This is a genomic window from Thermoclostridium caenicola (genome assembly GCF_900142095.1).
GTDB lineage: Bacteria > Bacillota > Clostridia > DSM-8532 > DSM-8532 > Thermoclostridium_A > Thermoclostridium_A caenicola.
The window spans coordinates 1-16,715 of sequence record NZ_FQZP01000011.1 but is presented as its reverse complement, the minus strand read 5'-3'; the positions used below and the strand labels follow the sequence as shown (position 1 = coordinate 16,715).

Below are 16,715 nucleotides of genomic sequence, written 5' to 3'. Positions count from 1 at the left end.
ATGAGAATCACCAATAACATGCTCATTAACAATATCATGACGCATTTGTCCAGCAACCTGAACAGGACGATGAAATACCAGAATCAGCTGGCCACGGGAAAGAAGATCAGCATGCCCTCTGATGATCCCATCGTGGCCTCCAGGGCGCTGAAGCTCAGGACTGACGTGGCCGAGATACAGCAGTACAGCAGGAATATGGATGATGCCCTTTCCTGGATGGCGATCACCGAGGCCACCATGAACCAGATCAATGACGTTCTCCAGCGTTTCAGGGAGATAACCGTGCAGGCCGCCAACGGAACCAATACGCCTGATGATTTGCAAAAGATAGGCGCAGAGGCCCAGGAACTTATCACGCAGGTCATTCAGCTGGCCAATACTTCTTACGCCGGGCGCTACATCTTCTCCGGCTTTAAAACCGACAAACCTCTGCTGAAGAGTGATGGAACATTTAATGTTGATGTTGCGAAAGATGAATTTATCCAGTTCGAGATCGGCATAGGCGATAGAATCAACGTGAACGTGCCGGGAAGCGATCTGTTCAACCGGGCAAATGATGCTGCCGAGGATGGCGATTGCTTATTAATCAGTACATTGGTTAACATTAAGAAGGCAATAAACGGCGAGGAGCTAGATCCTGGTGAAAATCAGCATGAAAAGATTTCAAACCTGTTGGGGGAACTGGATCTGGAAATAGAGAACCTGCTCCGCGTCCGGGCCGGTCTCGGTGCCAGGATGAACCGCGTCGAGCTGACCAGCAACCGCCTGGACGACGACTATGTGAATTTCACCAAGCTCATGAGCCTCAATGAGGACGTGGATATGGCGGAGGCCATCATGAACCTGTTTAACGAGCAAAACGTGTATCAGGCTTCACTCTCGACCACGGCCAGGGTAATTCAGCCGTCACTGGTTGATTACCTGAAATGATGCGCATCATGCCATCGGGACATATTGGAGGTGCTGCTATGCAAATCAATACGGAGCCTTTTGGAGCCATCGAGATTCATGAGGAAGATGTGATCACCTTTCCCGAGGGCATACCGGGCTTTGAGGAGCTTCGCAGGTTTACCCTGCTGAGCATGGGAGAAGGGTTTGTGAACTTCTTCTGGCTCCAGAGCCTTGAAAGGCCTGAAATATGCTTTGTTGTCACCGATCCCTTTGTTATATATAATGGGTATGAGGTAAAGCTGGAGGATGCGGATGTTGAGTTTTTAGGCATCACCAGCCCCGATACGGTATTGACTCTGGTCGTTGTGGTCATTCCTGAAGATCCCAGGGACATAAGGGTGAACCTGAAGGCGCCGCTCATCATCAATGTGGAAAAGAAACTGGGCAAGCAGGTGCTTCAGCAGGACGAATCCCTGCCCATCCGGTACTACCTCAACCGATGACAGTAACGAAGCCGCCGCGCGATTAAGGGGTTGAACCATATGTTGGTACTGACAAGAAAAAAAGGACAATCGGTCATGATCGGCCATGATATAGAGATATCCCTCATCGATATCCAGGGGGACCAGGTGCGGCTTGGGATTAAGGCGCCCAGGAGCGTGGCCGTGCACCGCAAGGAAATCTATGAGGAGATCCGGAGTGAGAACCAGTTGGCCACCATGCGTTCCCGGGATGTCATTGACAGGCTGAAAGGCCGACCGCTGAAGGGAGACGCTGAGCCGGAGGCCTGAAGCAGGGCCAGCCCGGGCAATATTGCTGGGCTGTAATGCTGACAGGATTCCAGTGATGGTTTATCACATGTCCATACTATCAGAACGCATACAAATGCCGGGTCGTTGCTGACGTTCAGCCAATGCCCCGGCATTTCGATGGAGTGCTGAAGCGTTCATTCTTCAGCACCCCAACATTTATTATAGAACCTTCAAAATTGGCAGATGACCATACCTGATCATCTGCCTTTATTACATACGCTACTTCATTTTACTGGTTCCACCCCAACATTTGATGTAGAACCTTAATATAGAACCTATTTATTTTAGAACCTGAAACCATAATAAAAGAACCGGATATAAATCCGGTTCTTTTGATTTGCGCCGGTTGTATGATTGAATTATCTGAGCAACTGCAGTACACCCTGGGGCTGCTGATTGGCCTGAGCCAGCATGGCCTGTGCTGCCTGCTGCAGGATGCTGTTCTTGGTGAACTCCATCATTTCCTTTGCCATGTCTACGTCGCGGATACGGCTTTCGGCGGCTGACAGGTTCTCTGCGGAGGTACCCAGGTTGTTGATGGTGTGTTCCAGACGGTTCTGGATGGCACCCAACTTGGCGCGCTCAGCGGAAACCAGCTGAATAGCATTGTCGATGGTGGTGATGGCCTTGCTGGCGCTTTCACCGGTTGAAAGATCAATGCCGTCAACACCCAGAGCCTCGGATGACATGTTGTTGATGGCCAGCTTGGTGTACTGTCCTTCATTGGCTCCGATCTGGAAGGCGACCGCTTTGGATGAGAAGGTGGCTTTGGTTACTGTAGGTGAACCGGACGAACCGCCAGTTATTGTGCTGTCAAAGTTGATCTTTAAGCCGCCAACATTCACATAACCGGTGGTGATGTCATCAGCATCTATGGCGCCAAGCACTGTACCGTCAGGTCCAGTCACAGAACCCTCAATATCAGCGGATACGGTTATCTCTACATCGCCTTCAGCTATTGCCGTCTCGTCAAATGTGAAATCCAAGCCGCCTATTGACACAACAGTTGTTGAACCGCTGGAATCCTTATCTACGGAACCTGTACCAATAACGGTTTTCTTTGAATCAACAAGATACAGGTTGAAAGTAGTACCATCTCCGGAGTCTTTGATTTGAAGGGTATAAGTCCCCATTTTGACGGGGTCTCCGCTGGATGTGAATCCGACAGTCGTGTCGACACCGCTCAAGTTATTTTCAGCTGCGGCTACAACTGTTGCTCCGGTGAGGGATATGGTGAAATCCCCAACCTTAAGGTTGTCGTCCATGACTTCCACAGAAAGGATCTTAGTTGCATTTGTGTCATCCAGCTTCATGTTATTGGAGATGGAACCGTCCAGGAGCTTCAGGGTGTTGAACTCGGTGTCGGTGGAGATACGGTCGATCTCGGACTTCAGCTGTTCAATTTCCTTCTGGATCTCTGTACGATCCGCATCGGTGTTGGTGCCGTTGGCAGCCTGTACGGCGAGCTCTCTCATGCGCTGCAGGATGCTGTGGGTTTCATTGAGGGCACCTTCAGCGGTCTGGATCAGGGATATACCGTCCTGCGCGTTCTTGGAAGCCATGTTCAGACCACGGATCTGACCTCTCATCTTCTCACTGATGGCAAGACCGGCAGCGTCGTCACCGGCACGGTTGATCCTGTAACCGGAAGACAGCTTCTCCAGAGACTTGCTGGTTGCGGAATTGTTGACGGTCAGCTGACGATAGGTGTTCAGCGCGGAAATGTTGTGATTGATAATCATACAATCATCCTCCTTGATTCATTTTCCGGGAGAGTCCTTTCTCCCGCGTTTTGTTCCTTTCACCCGGAACGGGGTTTATGGGTAAACCTTTCTGCCGAACCGGCGCCTGAACGGCAAAAAAGTTTTCCTTCTGCCAAATATATCGTCTCACTTTGTGTCCGACTTTAGAGTGCGCAATACTTTTTTACCACAATGGCGGATGACAAAACAAAAATTTTGGAAAATTACACCGGCGGTTTAATCATCGCATTTTTGCTTTGAATAATTTATTATTGTTTTTTAATGAATTCATTTTTTTTCACGGCATGCCGATATATATTTCGCAAGAGGTTTGAAGTTTTCGTTTGTTTCGGGAGGGAAAGGTATGCGAATTGGTGGTATAGAAAATAATGTAACCGTTAAGGCTCCGGTTTCCTCGGAGACTGCGGCGAAGAACGTATCCCCCGGGAATGCCGGCCCTGTAAAGGAAGCTGCCAGGTATGAGGAGACCGCCTCCGATTGGCAGCTCAGCGAAGGCTTTCTGAGGAAAGCCGTGGAAAAGGCCAACAAGACCATGGCCATCCAGAACCGTTACCTGGAGTTCCGGATCCATGAAAGGACCAATGAGATCATTGTTCGCGTCGTTGACAGCGAAACAAAGGAAGTGATCCGGGAGATACCTTCGGAAAAGATACTGGACATGTTTGCCAGCATGCTCGAAATCGCGGGCCTGCTGGTGGATGAAAGAAGGTGACTAATATATGAATATATTCAATACCAGCGGCATTACGGGATTTTCGTCCAAAACAAGGATCACCGGGCTGTCGGGACTGGATACCGATACCATGGTCCAGGAACTCATGAAGGCCGAAAGAATCCCGCTGGACAGGCTTTACCAAAAACGGACCCTCGTGGAATGGAAGCGGGATGCTTACCGTGAAGTGATCAACAGGCTCAGGGGACTTAAGAGTACGTTCTTCGACATTGTGAACCGCTCGTCCTATATCCTGTCCACCAATTCCGTCAAGGTGATGTCGGCAAAAACCAGCAGCAATGCCTACCTGGATGTTTCCGCCGTCGCCGACGCGCAGGCCGGAATCCACCGGGTGAAGGTGCTGCAGGTGGCTACCGGGGATAAGGCTGTCAGCGGCGCGCCCGTGAGCAGGGCGATAACCGGTGAGGTTTCCGATGACCTGAACCTCTCAGGCAAGAGCATCATGGTAACCCTGGACGGGGTATCGAAGGAAATCGCGCTGGATAATTACAGCCTGAATCCGGCGGATCCGAATTATATAGCCACACAGCTTCAGGATGCCCTGGATAAGGCCTTTGGGACAGGCAAGCTCACAGTGGGCTTTGAGTCCGGGAAACTGACCATCGGTACCACTGGTGGTGCCACCAGGGTGACCGTAGGAAATCCAGCAGATCCCGAAAAAAGCGGTCTTTCCGCCCTTGGCCTTAAGGCCGGGGATTCCAACCGCATATCCCTCAACGACACGCTGGAAAAACTGCAGGACAAGCTGGCCGAACCGCTCCAGTTCAATGAGAACGGCGAAGTCCAGTTCAGCATCAATGGCAAGCTTATCACCGCCAAAAAGACTGAGACCCTTTCCCAGGTGCTGGCCCGCATCAACAACACCACCGAGGCCAATGTAACCATCCAGTATGATGAGCTGGCCGATAAATTTACCCTGACCTCCAAACAGCTGGGCCAGGGCGATAACCTGGTGGTGGAGGACATTGGCGGTAATTTCCTGACCGCGCTTGGCCTTTCGGATGACCGGGCCGAACGCACTGAGGGCCAGGATGCCGTCATCCTGATTAACGGGAACCAGCAGGTGGTCAGAAGTTCCAACCAGTTCACCATCAACGGCGTGACCTACAACCTGAAGGAAGCGCATCCCACCGATTCCGAAGGAGACACCGTCACGGTGGAGATGGATGTGGACAAGGCCGTTGAGAATATCAGGAATTTCATCAATAAATACAATGAGCTCATCGATTACCTCAACGGCAAGATCAATGAGAAGTATGACAGGAATTTCCCACCCCTCACCGATGCCCAAAAGGCGGAGATGAAGGATTCCGACATCGAAAAATGGGAGGCGAAGGCCAAGACCGGCCTTCTGAGGAATGATGACATCCTCCGCAGGATGCTGACAGCCATGCGTACGGCCATGTATGAACCCGTTGAAGGCTGCAGCCTGACCATGAAGGATATCGGCATCGGAACCACCAGCTACCTTGACGGGGGCAGGCTGACGGTCGATGAGGACAAACTCAGGAAGGCCCTGATGGAGAATCCCGATGAAGTGGCCAAACTTTTGAACGGCGTGGATCCCGAAAATCCGGCCTATTACAGGACATCCACAGCCGAGCAGAAGGCATCCAGATACAAGAAATCGGGTGTCTTCCACAGGATAGCCGATATCATTGAGGATCAGATCTCCATTTACAGGGATGCCAACGGCAATAAGGGCGTTCTCCTGGAGAAGGCAGGCATGGAGGGGGATATCACCTACAACGACAACCTGCTGGATGACGAACTGGAGGACTATGACAAAAGGATCAAGGCCATGATTGAAAAGCTGACCAGAAAGGAAGAAAACTATTACCGGCAGTTCTCTGTGCTGGAGACCTATATCAGCCAGATGAATATGCAGAGCGCATGGCTGGCCATGCAATTTAACCAGGGCTGACCATAGAGTGCCGCGCAAAGCTTGATTTCAGGGGAGGATCATTTTCATGCTAGCTCAGAACGCCTATCAGCAATACAAGGAAAAAAGCATCCAGACGGCCAGTCCTGAAGAATTGACCCTGATGCTTTACAACGGCCTGGTCAAGTTTATCATGAGGGGTATTGATGCCGTCGAGAAGAACAAGACCGAAGAGGCGCACAACAATATCATCCGGGCCCAGGATATCATCCAGGAATTCATGGCCACACTGGATAAGAAATACGAAATAGCCGCCAGTCTGGAACTGCTTTACGACTATATGCTCAGAAGGCTGATCGAAGCCAATACCCACAAGGATTCCGCCATTCTGGGAGAGGTCCTCGACATGGCAAAGCAGCTGAGGGATACATGGGAACAGGCCATGAAGCTTGCCAAACATCCCCGGAAGATGCCTGAGCTTGTCGAGCAGGCGAAATAGGAGCTGCCGGTATGGAGCCTCAGGTATATCTTTCAAGACTCAATGAAATCCTTGTCCAGAAGCAGGCGCGGCTTAAGGAGATGCTGGACCTGACCCGTCTTCAGAAAGAAGCCATTGCCGGCGACGACATGGATGAACTGGAACTCCTCATCGCCAAAAAGCAGGCGAGGATGGATGCGGTGGACAAGCTGGACGAGCAGTTCCTGGTCTATCTGCAGGGGCTTAAGCGGACATTGGGGATAAAATCCCTCGACGAATTGCCCGCCTGGCAGATTCCCGGCGCTGCGGAACTGAAGGAGAATACCGCTGCTGTTCTTGACATCCTCCGCGAAATCAAGGTCGTGGATGATGAAAATACCGCGGCGGTGAAGAGCAGGATAGCCGAACTCAAGGGCAAAATCAGCCAGTCCAACAGTTTCAGAAAGGTTAGTGCGGCCTACCTGCGCCCCGGGCAGAATCTTGCCAATCCCTATTTTGATCAAAAAAAGTAACGGAGGGGACTATGGCAAACTACGAGTGTCAGCGATGCGGTCGCATGTTTGAGAGAAGAGGATTGGAAAATGTCTGTCCCGTCTGCGCGCCCCTGGACGAGGAGGATTTTAAAAAGATCAAGGATTTCCTGTCGGAACACCAGGGAGCCAGCACCACCGAGGTCATGCAGCATACGGGTGTGTCGCTGCGGCAGATCAAGCGCTATCTGAAAGAGGAAAGACTGGAGATCGTAGGGGACAACAAGGGTTTCCTCCGGTGTGAGCTGTGCGGAAAGCCTGTGAACAGCGGCCGCTTTTGTGACATCTGTTACAGGGAAGGAACCGCCAAACAGTTGAAAGGCGTAAAGATCACACCATACGGCAAGTTCAAGGAGGACAAGCACAAGTATACCCGCGAAGTCCGGTATTATGAAAAGGATGAAAAGTAAAAACTGGCATATTCGATAAAGGGATGGGGTTGTCGGCTTACGCGCCGGCAGCCCCATCGGCCTGTTCATGAGCCTAAAAGAGCCGCTTTGGATCCAAAGCGGCATGCAACTGATGCGGGATGGGCTGAAAAACCGCATGAAATCTTCAGGCAATCCTCATAATTTTAATAACTGCCATGCAGCGTTTCAATCAGCCTGTGTATTCTGATATAATATCCAGAGGTAAGTTTGGGAAAAACGGACAAGTGCAGCGACAAACGAAACAGGGCGATGCTATGAGAACAACTGTTATCAGGATAAACCAAAGCGATTTTAAGCCGGAGGAGCTGCTTCCTGCCGCGCAGTCGCTGGCCGCAGGTGGACTGGTGGCCTTTCCCACCGAGACGGTGTACGGTCTGGGGGCGGATGCCCGCAATGCCCGGGCCGTGCGGAAGATCTTCGAAGCCAAGGGAAGGCCCTCGGACAATCCACTGATCGTGCACATCTCGGACATAGAGCAGCTGGAGTCCATTGCCGCCACGGTACCCGAAAAGGCGCGCCGGCTGATGGAAGCCTTCTGGCCCGGTCCGCTGACCCTGATCCTTCCCAAGGCCGCAGAGATACCCGATGAAACAACGGCAGGGCTGTCCACCGTGGCCGTGCGCATGCCGGCAAACCCGATTGCGCTGGCGCTGATCCGCCTGTCAGGGGTGGCCGTCGCCGCGCCCAGCGCCAATCTGTCCGGAAGGCCCAGCCCCACATGCGCTGACCATGTGATCGAGGACCTTTCGGGGCGCATTGATTACATTATTGACGGTGGAAGCACTTCGGTCGGGCTGGAATCGACAGTCCTGGATATGACCGCAGACTCCCCGGTGGTCTTAAGGCCGGGCGGGATTAGCGTGGAAATGCTGGAAAGGGTCATTGGTCCCGTCCAGGTGGATAAACTGCCGGAAATGGGCGGAAATACCGTGCCCAAGTCTCCCGGCATGAAGTACAGGCACTATTCCCCGAAGGCTGAGATGACTCTCGTGTGCGGGGAACCGGAACGGGTTGCGGATACCATCAATGCGCTGGTGGCGGAAAACCGGGCAAAGAACAGGAAGACCGGCGTTCTGGCTGCTTCCGAAACCCAGATGAGTTACGCCGCTGATGTGGTGCTGAGCCCCGGATCCAGGCAGGAACCCGAGGCTGTGGCGGCGGCCATTTACAGATGCCTGCGCGAATTTGACGATCAGGGTGTGGAGGTTATTTTTTCGGAAACCTTCCCGGAAGAGGGGATCGGCCTTGCCATCATGAACCGCCTGAAAAAAGCGGCAGGCGGCAGGATGATCCGGGTCTGAGGCATCATCCGAAACCCTGGCAGGATGAGAAGGAACCGCTTTTTGATGATGAATGAAAGGATGGACCCTATGAGAAAGATTCTGTTTGTCTGTACCGGCAATACCTGCAGGAGTGTCATGGCTGAAGCCCTGTTCAACCACCTCCTGGATCAGCGGAACAGAAAGGATATCGTGGTTTCCTCGGCCGGAATATACGCTTTTGAGAACGATCCGGCCAGCCATGAGGCCATCGAGGTACTTAAAAATGAGTACGGGCTCGATATCACATCCCACAGGGCCAGGGTTCTGGATATTGACGATATCAGGAGTGCCTGGCTGATCCTGACCATGACCGAGGAACACAGGAGGATGATCCTGGATGTGTGGCCCGAAGCTGCCGACAAGGTTTTCACAATCAAGGACTATGCCGAGATCCGGGATACCGGTTCGGGCATATCCGATCCGTTCGGCGGTGATTATGAGGTCTACAGGCAGTGTGCCAGCGAGATAGAAAATGCGCTGATGCATATCGCCGACAAAATTTTTGACAATAAGGATTGATTACTATACAATCAATGAAAGAGAGGGGGAAATGGGCTTGCGTATCGCTTTAGGCAGTGATCACGGCGGTTTTCGCCTTAAGGAATTCATAAAAGAGCATCTGACAAAACAGGGACATGAATGCACCGACTGCGGAACCTATGACGAATCATCGGTGGACTATCCCGATTATGCCCTCAAAGCCTGTCAGCTGGTGACGGAGGGCAAATGCGACAGGGCGGTTCTGGTCTGCTCAACAGGTATAGGCATTTCTATCGCGGCCAACAAGATCAGGGGAATTCGGTGCGCGCTCTGCCATGACTTGCTTTCAGCACGGCTTACAAGGGAACACAACAACACCAACGTGTTGGCCATGGGCGCTTTTATTGTTGGAGAAAAACTGGCGGCGGCCATCGTGGATGAATGGATCAAAACACCCTTTTCCAACGAGGAACGGCACGCAAACAGGATCAATAAGGTTCATGATATTGAGAACAGGTATCTAAAATGACTTTGGAGGTTAATAAAATGAATAATGTCTTTGTTTTCGATCATCCTCTCATCCAGCATAAGATCTCATTGCTGCGGGACAAGAACACCAGCGCCAAGGAGTTCAGGGAACTGGTATCGGAGATCTCCATGCTGATGGGCTATGAGGTCACACGGGATATCCCGCTGAAAGAGGTTGAGATTGAAACCCCCATTGGCCACGCCAGGACGAAAGTCATTTCGGGCAAAAAGCTGGCCTTCGTTCCCATCCTGCGTGCCGGGCTGGGTATGGTGGACGGCCTTTTAAAACTGGTTCCCATGGCCAGGGTCGGCCATATCGGGCTGTACCGGGATCATGACACCCTGGAACCCGTGGAGTATTATTGCAAGCTGCCCGAAGATATCAGCGAACGGGATGTGGTTGTGCTCGATCCCATGCTGGCAACCGGCGGTTCGGCTTGTGACGCCGTCAAGGTTCTGAAGAGAAACAACGCAAAGAGCATCAAGTTCGTCTGCCTCATCGCATCCAGGCAGGGCATTGAGAGGCTTCACAGGGAGCATCCCGACGTGGCCATCTATTGTGCGGCTGTCGATGAGACGCTGAATGACGACGGCTACATTGTACCGGGTCTCGGCGACGCCGGCGACAGGCTGTTCGGGACCAAATAGGACAAGGAGAGGTGCACATGCGTCCTACCTGGGATGAGTATTTTATGAGCATTGTGGAACTGGTCAAGACGCGTTCCACCTGTCTGAGACGCCAGGTTGGCGCCCTGCTGGTCAAAGACAAGCGGATCCTGGCAACGGGCTATAACGGCGCGCCGGTGGGCTGCAAACACTGCCTGGAGGTGGGATGCCTCCGCGAAAAACTGGGCGTGCCGTCGGGCCAGCGGCATGAGATCTGCCGTGCCACCCATGCGGAACAGAATGCCATCGCCCAGGCCGCCTATTCGGGAACCAGCGTCAAAAACAGCATCCTGTATGTGACGACACAGCCCTGTGTCATGTGCGCGAAGCTGGCCATCAACGCCGGTATCTCAAAGATTGTCTTCAAGGGTGATTACCCGGATGAGCTTGCCATGGAATTGTTGAAGGAAGCTGGCATCCGGGTGGTTAAATATGAAGAACCGTCGCATGGTTTTGACCCGGGGATTGTAAAGAGGTCCGAGGTGTGAAATGATAACCATTGAATATGAACATCTGGTAGCCTTTTCCGTAGCACTGATCATTGCCTTTTTTTCCACCCCCATCGCCAGAAGGATCGCTTTTCGCACGGGCGCGGTAAACGTACCCAGGGACAACAGGCGCATGCATAAGAAGCCCATGCCGCTTTTTGGCGGTCTGGCCATTATTGCGGGCTTTGTCATCGCCATGGTTTATGGCTTTGCGTCCCGGGATTTATCCGAGTTCTTGTTCTTCCTGTCCCGGCCAAAATCCCTGGGCATCATTTTCGGCGCGCTGATCATCGTGGTGCTGGGCATCGTGGACGATATCAGACCCCTGAAGGCCGGTGTTAAGTTTGTTGTTCAACTGCTGGCAGCCAGTGTGGTCGTCGCAACGGGCACCAGTATCATTTCCATTACCATGCCTTTCACATCGGGTGCCGATAACGGGATGACCTACATCCTGGGAGAAACCATTGCCTTTCTCATTTCGATATTCTGGATTGTGGGTGTCACCAATGCCATCAACCTGATTGACGGGCTTGACGGGCTTGCTGCAGGTGTCTCGGGAATTGCGTCCGCATCCCTGTTCATCGTTGCGGTCATCCGCGGACAGGATGACATCGCGCTGGCGGCAGTCTCGCTGGCCGGTGCCATATTCGGTTTCCTACCCTATAACTTCAATCCCGCCAAGATCTTCATGGGAGACACGGGCGCCACGTTTCTGGGCTTTATTCTGGCCGTTTTGTCCATTGAAGGAACCCTGAAATCGGTTACAACCCTGGCCCTGGCCATCCCCATCCTGGTGCTGGGCCTTCCCATCTTTGATACCCTGTTTGCCATCCTGAGGCGTATTGCCAACGGAAGACCCATCGGCGAGGGTGACAGGGGGCATATCCACCACCGGCTTATCGATATGGGGTTCAGCCATAAAATGTCGGTTGTGATCCTATACGTAATAAGCGGTGCATTGGGGCTTCTGTCCATTGTGCTGGTGGATAAGGGGCTCTTGCCTTCAATTATACTTTTGATCCTCATTGTCATGTTCATGGTAGGCGGCGCCAGGAACATATCCGAGATGAACAAGGATCTTCCGATCAATGGTCATCCGGCGAAGACCGGCAAGGAGAAGGGCGTGGATGAAGCCAGCCTTGAAGCGGCATCCGGTCTCCAGCACTCTGAAGAACCGGGGAAACCGGCGGAAGGATCCGACACGACCGATAAGGATAAAGGAGCGGGATCATGAAGAGAATCAAGGTCATGTCCGTATTCGGGACGCGTCCCGAAGCGGTTAAGATGGCGCCGCTGGTAAAGGCGTTGGAAGCAAATCCATACATGGAATCGTCGGTGTGCGTCACAGCCCAGCACAGGGAGATGCTGGATCAGGTGCTGGATATCTTCGGTATCCGTCCGGATTACGATCTGAACATCATGCAGGACAGGCAGACACTTGCGGATATCACCACAAGGGCGTTGGAGGGCCTGTATGATGTGTTCGGAAAAGCGGCCCCTGATATCGTGCTGGTCCACGGGGACACCACCACGACCTTTGCCGCCGCATTGGCTGCCTACTACCTGAAGATCCGGGTGGGGCATGTGGAGGCAGGCCTCAGGACCCACGACAAGTATTTTCCCTATCCGGAGGAGATGAACAGGAGGCTTACCGGCGCGATTGCCGATCTGCATTTTGCGCCTACCGTATCCAACAGGGAGAACCTGATCCGGGAAGGCATAAGCCCCGAAAAAATCTATGTGACCGGCAATACGGTGATCGATGCCTTGTCCACAACCGTTTCCGACGGCTTTGTCTTCGGGGATCCCTTTCTGAAGGGATTTTCCTTTGACAATAAAAGGGTGATCGCCATGACGGCACACCGACGTGAGAACATCGGCAGGCCTTTTGAGGAGATCTTTGCAGCCGTCAGGAAGATTGCCGATGATTTTACCGACGTTCACATCATTTACCCGGTGCATCTGAATCCCCTGGTGGGCGAGCCGGCCCGTAGAATTCTTGGGGATCATCCCCGGATACACCTGATTAAGCCTGTCAATGTCCAGGAGATGCATAACCTGATGGCGCGTTCCTATCTGGTTCTGACCGATTCGGGCGGCCTGCAGGAGGAAGCGCCGGCCCTCGGAAAGCCTGTGCTGGTCCTCCGCAATGAAACCGAAAGACCAGAGGCCGTGGCGGCAGGAACGGTCCGCCTGGCGGGTACAGGTTATGAAAGCGTTTACCGGTCTGTCAGGGAGCTTCTGGACAGGGAGGAACTCTATACAAAAATGGCGCGGGCCGTTAATCCCTATGGGGATGGCAGGGCGTCCCGACGCATTGTTGAAGCGCTGCTTCACGGTTTTGGCATCACCGGGGAAAGGCCTGCAGATTTTGTGGCTTGATGCGGGATATTTCCCATGATGATATCCTGAAGGAGGATCCATGGCCGATTTTCTGATGCATATCCTGTTGTCGGACGACGTCTTGGAGAAAATTGAAAGCCGAAGGGTGCTGGAGGGCATTCAAAGGTACAGGACGCTGTACCGGCTTGGCGCCCAGGGGCCTGATCCCCTGTTTTTTTATGAGTTCATATCGGGCGGCAAAAGAAGCCCGTTAAGGGAATTGGGACATACCATGCACAAAAAGCATACCGGCGCATTCCTGAAAATGGGATTCAGCCGGCTTCAAAAGGTGTCCTGGGAGCAGGAATGGCTGGAGCTTGCCGCATACCTTTCGGGCTTTATCTGCCATTTCACCCTCGACCGCCTGATCCATCCCTATGTCTATTGGGCGGCGGAAAACTGGATATGGTCGGTGGACGGGCGCCTGGTCAGCACAACGCACCAGGCTGTTGAAATGGCGCTGGACGTGCTGTTCTGGAAGGAAAGGCGCATGTCTTCCGCCTGTAAGGTGAAAACCCGGAAGTACGTGGATATCGGCAGGCAGTGGCCCAAAAGCGTAAGGGATTTTCTCCTGGAGGCCTTTGCCAGCCTTTATGGTGTCCGGGCCGATGAGAAAAGCCTGAACAGAGTCCTCTCCGATTTTTACAGGGGCCATGATCTTCTGTATGATCCCAGGGGATGGAAGAAAGAGCTGGTCGGTTGGCTGGATGCCTTTACCGGAGGCGGAATAAAACCGCCCAAGGTGCCCTATCCGGCCTTACTGGATGAGACTGTCGACTGGGCCAACCGGAAGCGGCGGACCTGGACGCATCCCTTTAAGGCGGGGGAAGCCCATCGGGAATCGGTGGATGAAATCCTGAGCAAGGCTTCCTTTGAGGCGGCCAATCACATCAACGGGGTATTTGCGGGCATCCTGAAGGGAGAACCCATCGACGGGCTTTTTCCGGATCTCAGCTATGACACGGGTCTGCCCTGTGACGGTCCATAAGACCTGCCGTTTACAATGCTTTCCGGAAAGATTCAAAGCTTTTTCGAGCAAAATAAGATTTAAGAACATTCAGAGGAGGAGCCATGCAGGACTATATCGTCAGAGCCTTGGTGGCAGATACCATCAGCGTTTATGCGGGCGTTACTACCCAAACCGTGGAGCAAGCCAGAAACATTCACAGCATGAACCCGACCCCCTGCGTTGCCCTGGGCAGAACGCTCACCGGGGCAGCCCTCATGTCCCAAACCCTCAAGGACAGGAGCAATACCATCACCATCCAGATCAAGGGGGACGGCCCGATTGGTGGCATCGTTGCGGTGACCGATGCCAATGCCAATGTTCGCGGCTATGTGCACAACCCCTTCTTCGACCTGCCCCTGAACGATAAGGGCAAGTTTGATATCAAGGGCGCCGTGGGAAAGGGCTACATGAACGTGATCAAGGATATCGGGCTCAAGGAGCCGTATATTGGCTATGTGAACCTGGTTTCCGGTGAAATCGCCGAAGATCTTGCTTTCTACTACGCCTCCTCGGAGCAGATTCCCACGGCTGTGAACCTGGGTGTGCTGGTTGCGCCAGAGGGGCATATCCTGGCTGCCGGGGGATTGCTTGTGCAGCTCATGCCCGACACGCCGGAAGAACTGATCGCTTTTCTTGAGGAAAGGATTATGAAACTTCCGCCCATAACCAACATGGTATCCAACGGACTCACGCCCGAAGCGATCATACACGAGCTCTTCCAGGAAAAGCCTGTGAGGATCCTGGGGCATAGCGAGGTCCATTACCGGTGCAATTGCTCCAGGGAGAGAATGGAAAGGAATCTCATCAGCCTGGGGAAAAAGGATTTGATGGAGATCGCCCAGGACAAACAGGATACCGAACTCCATTGTCATTTCTGCAATCGAAAGTACATCTTCACCCCGGAAGAACTGGATAAAATCATTCAAAGCCTTGGCTGAGAAGTCCTGTCCTATGAGAACGCACCCGGGCAGGAGAGGGGTACGGCTGAAAAGCAGATATTCCGCCGGCGGCCAGCGGATTATATAATCAGAACAATGTGGCAACAATACTTAATGGTTGTTGCCATATTTTTATACTCAAATAATTGTCCGGAAAAAAGAGAATACTAACCAGGCAATCAAAATAAGACAATGGAGGGAGAGTATGAAAAGACGTTTTTTGGCTGCAACGCTGACAGTGTTTTTTGCACTGAGCGTCATGTGCTTGTCCGGCGGCGGCATGCCGAAGGCCAGGGCTGCCCAGACCTTTGAAGATGTGGATTTCATCAGTGGCGTAGTCATTGCCAATGAGCTCAACATGCGGACAGGACCATCCACCAAGCATTCCATCATACAGGTTCTGAAAAAGAACAAGTGGGTGAACGTGCTTTCCAAGATAGGCGACTGGTATGTGGTCTATGATCCGGACACCGACAAGGTGGGTTGTGTGGCCAAGCAATACCTGATGGACGGAGAGACCTTCAAGAAGCAGGCGGGTTCCGGCAGCACGACCGTGCCGAAACAGCCCGCAGCGACCCCGGCGCCCAGCCCGTCCACACCCAAGACGACCACCGGGCTGACCAGCGAAGAGCAACAGCTCCTGACCCTTATCAACAATGAGCGTGCCAAGGCAGGCCTTCCGCCGCTCCAGGTGGACATGGAGCTGATGAAGGTGGCCCGTACCAAGGCCAATGACATGGCCCAGAACAACTATTTCTCCCATTATTCCCCGACCTATGGCTCGCCCTTCGACATGATGAGGCAGTTCGGCATATCCTTCAAGGCCGCTGCTGAAAACATAGCCGGTAACTCCACCATCCAGGGAGCCGTGAACGCCTGGATGAAATCATCGGGACACAAGGCCAATATCCTCAACGGCGACTATAACTATACCGGTATTGGCATCACCAGGAGCAACAAGTACGGCTACCTGTTTGTGCAGATGTTCATCAAGAAGTAATCTCTCCCGGGTCTGTCCGGGAATGAGCACCGGCGAAAGCGGCAGGCGGAAAGGAATGCAGCCGTTGAATATACAACCGGGTAAAGATTAGTATTTTCGGGCGCATATTTTCACCGGCGCAGGACAAAATAAACCTCGGAGGTGGAATAAATGGGCAAAGACAAGCAGAAAAACTGCGAGAACGAAGCTAACAAGCAGAACAACAACAAGAACAAGAACGCTCAGAACAATAAGGACGAGTAAAAACAGTTCATGGATGAACAAAGCAGGAACCCGAGGGTTCCTGTCAGACTGTCGAAAAAGTCCAGTGAGAACTGGGCTTTTTTGCATTAATATAGTAAAATATTATTGGGTGACGGAAATGATAATTAAGAATGAAGAT

Annotated in this window: 19 protein-coding genes; 18 read left to right on the top strand and 1 reads right to left on the bottom strand. The window is 52.7% G+C overall.

Features of this window, described 5'->3' with window-relative positions:
• From flgL to csrA, 3 genes are read left to right on the top strand one after another with little or no spacing between them, the layout of a single operon-like run.
• Nucleotides 1-930, top strand: coding sequence for a flagellar hook-associated protein FlgL (gene flgL, locus F3H12_RS04810; protein WP_149678230.1), 930 nt, complete (start codon nucleotides 1-3; stop codon nucleotides 928-930).
• A gap of 38 nt (nucleotides 931-968) precedes the next feature.
• Entirely contained in the window at nucleotides 969-1,394 is a 426-nt protein-coding gene (fliW, locus tag F3H12_RS04805) for a flagellar assembly protein FliW (protein WP_149678229.1), read from the top strand.
• 39 nt (nucleotides 1,395-1,433) lie between these two features.
• On the top strand, nucleotides 1,434-1,682 hold the full coding sequence (gene csrA / locus F3H12_RS04800) for a carbon storage regulator CsrA (RefSeq protein ID WP_149678228.1): 249 nt from the start codon (nucleotides 1,434-1,436) through the stop codon (nucleotides 1,680-1,682).
• A gap of 380 nt (nucleotides 1,683-2,062) precedes the next feature.
• Here the strand turns inward: csrA and F3H12_RS04795 are convergent, their stop codons facing one another.
• Entirely contained in the window at nucleotides 2,063-3,445 is a 1,383-nt protein-coding gene (locus tag F3H12_RS04795) for a flagellin N-terminal helical domain-containing protein (protein ID WP_149678227.1), read from the bottom strand.
• A gap of 364 nt (nucleotides 3,446-3,809) precedes the next feature.
• Here F3H12_RS04795 and F3H12_RS04790 point away from each other — a divergent pair, with 364 nt between their 5' ends.
• The 15 genes from F3H12_RS04790 to F3H12_RS04720 all read left to right on the top strand — a co-directional run bounded on the left by F3H12_RS04790 (nucleotide 3,810) and on the right by F3H12_RS04720 (nucleotide 16,333).
• A complete protein-coding gene (locus F3H12_RS04790) occupies nucleotides 3,810-4,178 on the top strand; it encodes a flagellar protein FlaG (protein WP_149678226.1) in 369 nt (122 codons plus the stop codon).
• A gap of 7 nt (nucleotides 4,179-4,185) precedes the next feature.
• Entirely contained in the window at nucleotides 4,186-6,123 is a 1,938-nt protein-coding gene (gene fliD, locus F3H12_RS04785) for a flagellar filament capping protein FliD (RefSeq protein WP_149678225.1), read from the top strand.
• 46 nt (nucleotides 6,124-6,169) lie between these two features.
• Nucleotides 6,170-6,580 (top strand): flagellar export chaperone FliS, encoded by a 411-nt coding sequence (gene fliS / locus F3H12_RS04780; protein ID WP_149678224.1) that lies wholly within the window; start codon nucleotides 6,170-6,172, stop codon nucleotides 6,578-6,580.
• A gap of 11 nt (nucleotides 6,581-6,591) precedes the next feature.
• Nucleotides 6,592-7,071, top strand: a complete 480-nt coding sequence (locus tag F3H12_RS04775) for a flagellar protein FlgN (RefSeq protein WP_149678223.1) — start codon at nucleotides 6,592-6,594, stop codon at nucleotides 7,069-7,071.
• Between the two features lie 11 nt (nucleotides 7,072-7,082).
• Nucleotides 7,083-7,499 carry a flagellar protein gene (locus tag F3H12_RS04770; protein ID WP_149678222.1) on the top strand — a complete coding sequence of 139 codons (417 nt, stop codon included), beginning with the start codon at nucleotides 7,083-7,085 and terminating at the stop codon, nucleotides 7,497-7,499.
• Between the two features lie 275 nt (nucleotides 7,500-7,774).
• Nucleotides 7,775-8,821 (top strand): L-threonylcarbamoyladenylate synthase, encoded by a 1,047-nt coding sequence (locus F3H12_RS04765; protein ID WP_149678221.1) that lies wholly within the window; start codon nucleotides 7,775-7,777, stop codon nucleotides 8,819-8,821.
• A 69-nt stretch (nucleotides 8,822-8,890) separates the two neighbouring features.
• The gene (locus F3H12_RS04760) at nucleotides 8,891-9,361 is read left to right on the top strand and encodes a low molecular weight protein arginine phosphatase (RefSeq protein WP_149678220.1); all 471 of its coding nucleotides are present in this window, start codon (nucleotides 8,891-8,893) and stop codon (nucleotides 9,359-9,361) included.
• 37 nt (nucleotides 9,362-9,398) lie between these two features.
• Entirely contained in the window at nucleotides 9,399-9,851 is a 453-nt protein-coding gene (rpiB, locus tag F3H12_RS04755) for a ribose 5-phosphate isomerase B (protein WP_149678219.1), read from the top strand.
• Between the two features lie 17 nt (nucleotides 9,852-9,868).
• Nucleotides 9,869-10,498: a uracil phosphoribosyltransferase gene (gene upp, locus F3H12_RS04750; RefSeq protein WP_149678218.1), complete on the top strand. Its 630-nt coding sequence runs from the start codon at nucleotides 9,869-9,871 to the stop codon at nucleotides 10,496-10,498.
• A gap of 17 nt (nucleotides 10,499-10,515) precedes the next feature.
• Nucleotides 10,516-11,004, top strand: coding sequence for a deoxycytidylate deaminase (locus tag F3H12_RS04745; protein WP_149678217.1), 489 nt, complete (start codon nucleotides 10,516-10,518; stop codon nucleotides 11,002-11,004).
• Between the two features lies 1 nt (nucleotide 11,005).
• The gene (locus F3H12_RS04740) at nucleotides 11,006-12,238 is read left to right on the top strand and encodes an MraY family glycosyltransferase (RefSeq protein ID WP_149678216.1); all 1,233 of its coding nucleotides are present in this window, start codon (nucleotides 11,006-11,008) and stop codon (nucleotides 12,236-12,238) included.
• The gene (wecB, locus tag F3H12_RS04735; protein ID WP_149678215.1) at nucleotides 12,235-13,386 is read left to right on the top strand and encodes a non-hydrolyzing UDP-N-acetylglucosamine 2-epimerase; all 1,152 of its coding nucleotides are present in this window, start codon (nucleotides 12,235-12,237) and stop codon (nucleotides 13,384-13,386) included. Before F3H12_RS04740 ends, wecB begins: the two co-directional genes overlap by 4 nt.
• Before the next feature lie 40 nt (nucleotides 13,387-13,426).
• On the top strand, nucleotides 13,427-14,374 hold the full coding sequence (locus F3H12_RS04730) for a zinc dependent phospholipase C family protein (protein ID WP_149678214.1): 948 nt from the start codon (nucleotides 13,427-13,429) through the stop codon (nucleotides 14,372-14,374).
• Nucleotides 14,375-14,457: 83 nt separating this feature from the next.
• Nucleotides 14,458-15,333 carry an Hsp33 family molecular chaperone HslO gene (gene hslO / locus F3H12_RS04725; RefSeq protein ID WP_149678213.1) on the top strand — a complete coding sequence of 292 codons (876 nt, stop codon included), beginning with the start codon at nucleotides 14,458-14,460 and terminating at the stop codon, nucleotides 15,331-15,333.
• Between the two features lie 205 nt (nucleotides 15,334-15,538).
• The gene (locus F3H12_RS04720; protein ID WP_149678212.1) at nucleotides 15,539-16,333 is read left to right on the top strand and encodes a CAP domain-containing protein; all 795 of its coding nucleotides are present in this window, start codon (nucleotides 15,539-15,541) and stop codon (nucleotides 16,331-16,333) included.
• Nucleotides 16,334-16,715: the final 382 nt, after the last annotated feature.

What these genes read in the sequence shown, in the direction of transcription:
- F3H12_RS04740 (WP_149678216.1), top strand. Translation starts at nt 11,006, where the DNA reads ATGATAACCATTGAATATGAACATCTGGTAGCCTTTTCCGTAGCACTG.
- F3H12_RS04775 (WP_149678223.1), top strand. Translation starts at nt 6,592, where the DNA reads ATGGAGCCTCAGGTATATCTTTCAAGACTCAATGAAATCCTTGTCCAG.
- F3H12_RS04770 (WP_149678222.1), top strand. Translation starts at nt 7,083, where the DNA reads ATGGCAAACTACGAGTGTCAGCGATGCGGTCGCATGTTTGAGAGAAGA.
- F3H12_RS04745 (WP_149678217.1), top strand. Translation starts at nt 10,516, where the DNA reads ATGCGTCCTACCTGGGATGAGTATTTTATGAGCATTGTGGAACTGGTC.
- F3H12_RS04790 (WP_149678226.1), top strand. Translation starts at nt 3,810, where the DNA reads ATGCGAATTGGTGGTATAGAAAATAATGTAACCGTTAAGGCTCCGGTT.
- fliD (WP_149678225.1), top strand. Translation starts at nt 4,186, where the DNA reads ATGAATATATTCAATACCAGCGGCATTACGGGATTTTCGTCCAAAACA.
- wecB (WP_149678215.1), top strand. Translation starts at nt 12,235, where the DNA reads ATGAAGAGAATCAAGGTCATGTCCGTATTCGGGACGCGTCCCGAAGCG.
- fliW (WP_149678229.1), top strand. Translation starts at nt 969, where the DNA reads ATGCAAATCAATACGGAGCCTTTTGGAGCCATCGAGATTCATGAGGAA.
- flgL (WP_149678230.1), top strand. Translation starts at nt 1, where the DNA reads ATGAGAATCACCAATAACATGCTCATTAACAATATCATGACGCATTTG.
- upp (WP_149678218.1), top strand. Translation starts at nt 9,869, where the DNA reads ATGAATAATGTCTTTGTTTTCGATCATCCTCTCATCCAGCATAAGATC.
- F3H12_RS04765 (WP_149678221.1), top strand. Translation starts at nt 7,775, where the DNA reads ATGAGAACAACTGTTATCAGGATAAACCAAAGCGATTTTAAGCCGGAG.
- F3H12_RS04730 (WP_149678214.1), top strand. Translation starts at nt 13,427, where the DNA reads ATGGCCGATTTTCTGATGCATATCCTGTTGTCGGACGACGTCTTGGAG.
- F3H12_RS04795 (WP_149678227.1), bottom strand. Translation starts at nt 3,445, where the DNA reads ATGATTATCAATCACAACATTTCCGCGCTGAACACCTATCGTCAGCTG.
- F3H12_RS04760 (WP_149678220.1), top strand. Translation starts at nt 8,891, where the DNA reads ATGAGAAAGATTCTGTTTGTCTGTACCGGCAATACCTGCAGGAGTGTC.
- fliS (WP_149678224.1), top strand. Translation starts at nt 6,170, where the DNA reads ATGCTAGCTCAGAACGCCTATCAGCAATACAAGGAAAAAAGCATCCAG.
- hslO (WP_149678213.1), top strand. Translation starts at nt 14,458, where the DNA reads ATGCAGGACTATATCGTCAGAGCCTTGGTGGCAGATACCATCAGCGTT.
- F3H12_RS04720 (WP_149678212.1), top strand. Translation starts at nt 15,539, where the DNA reads ATGAAAAGACGTTTTTTGGCTGCAACGCTGACAGTGTTTTTTGCACTG.
- csrA (WP_149678228.1), top strand. Translation starts at nt 1,434, where the DNA reads ATGTTGGTACTGACAAGAAAAAAAGGACAATCGGTCATGATCGGCCAT.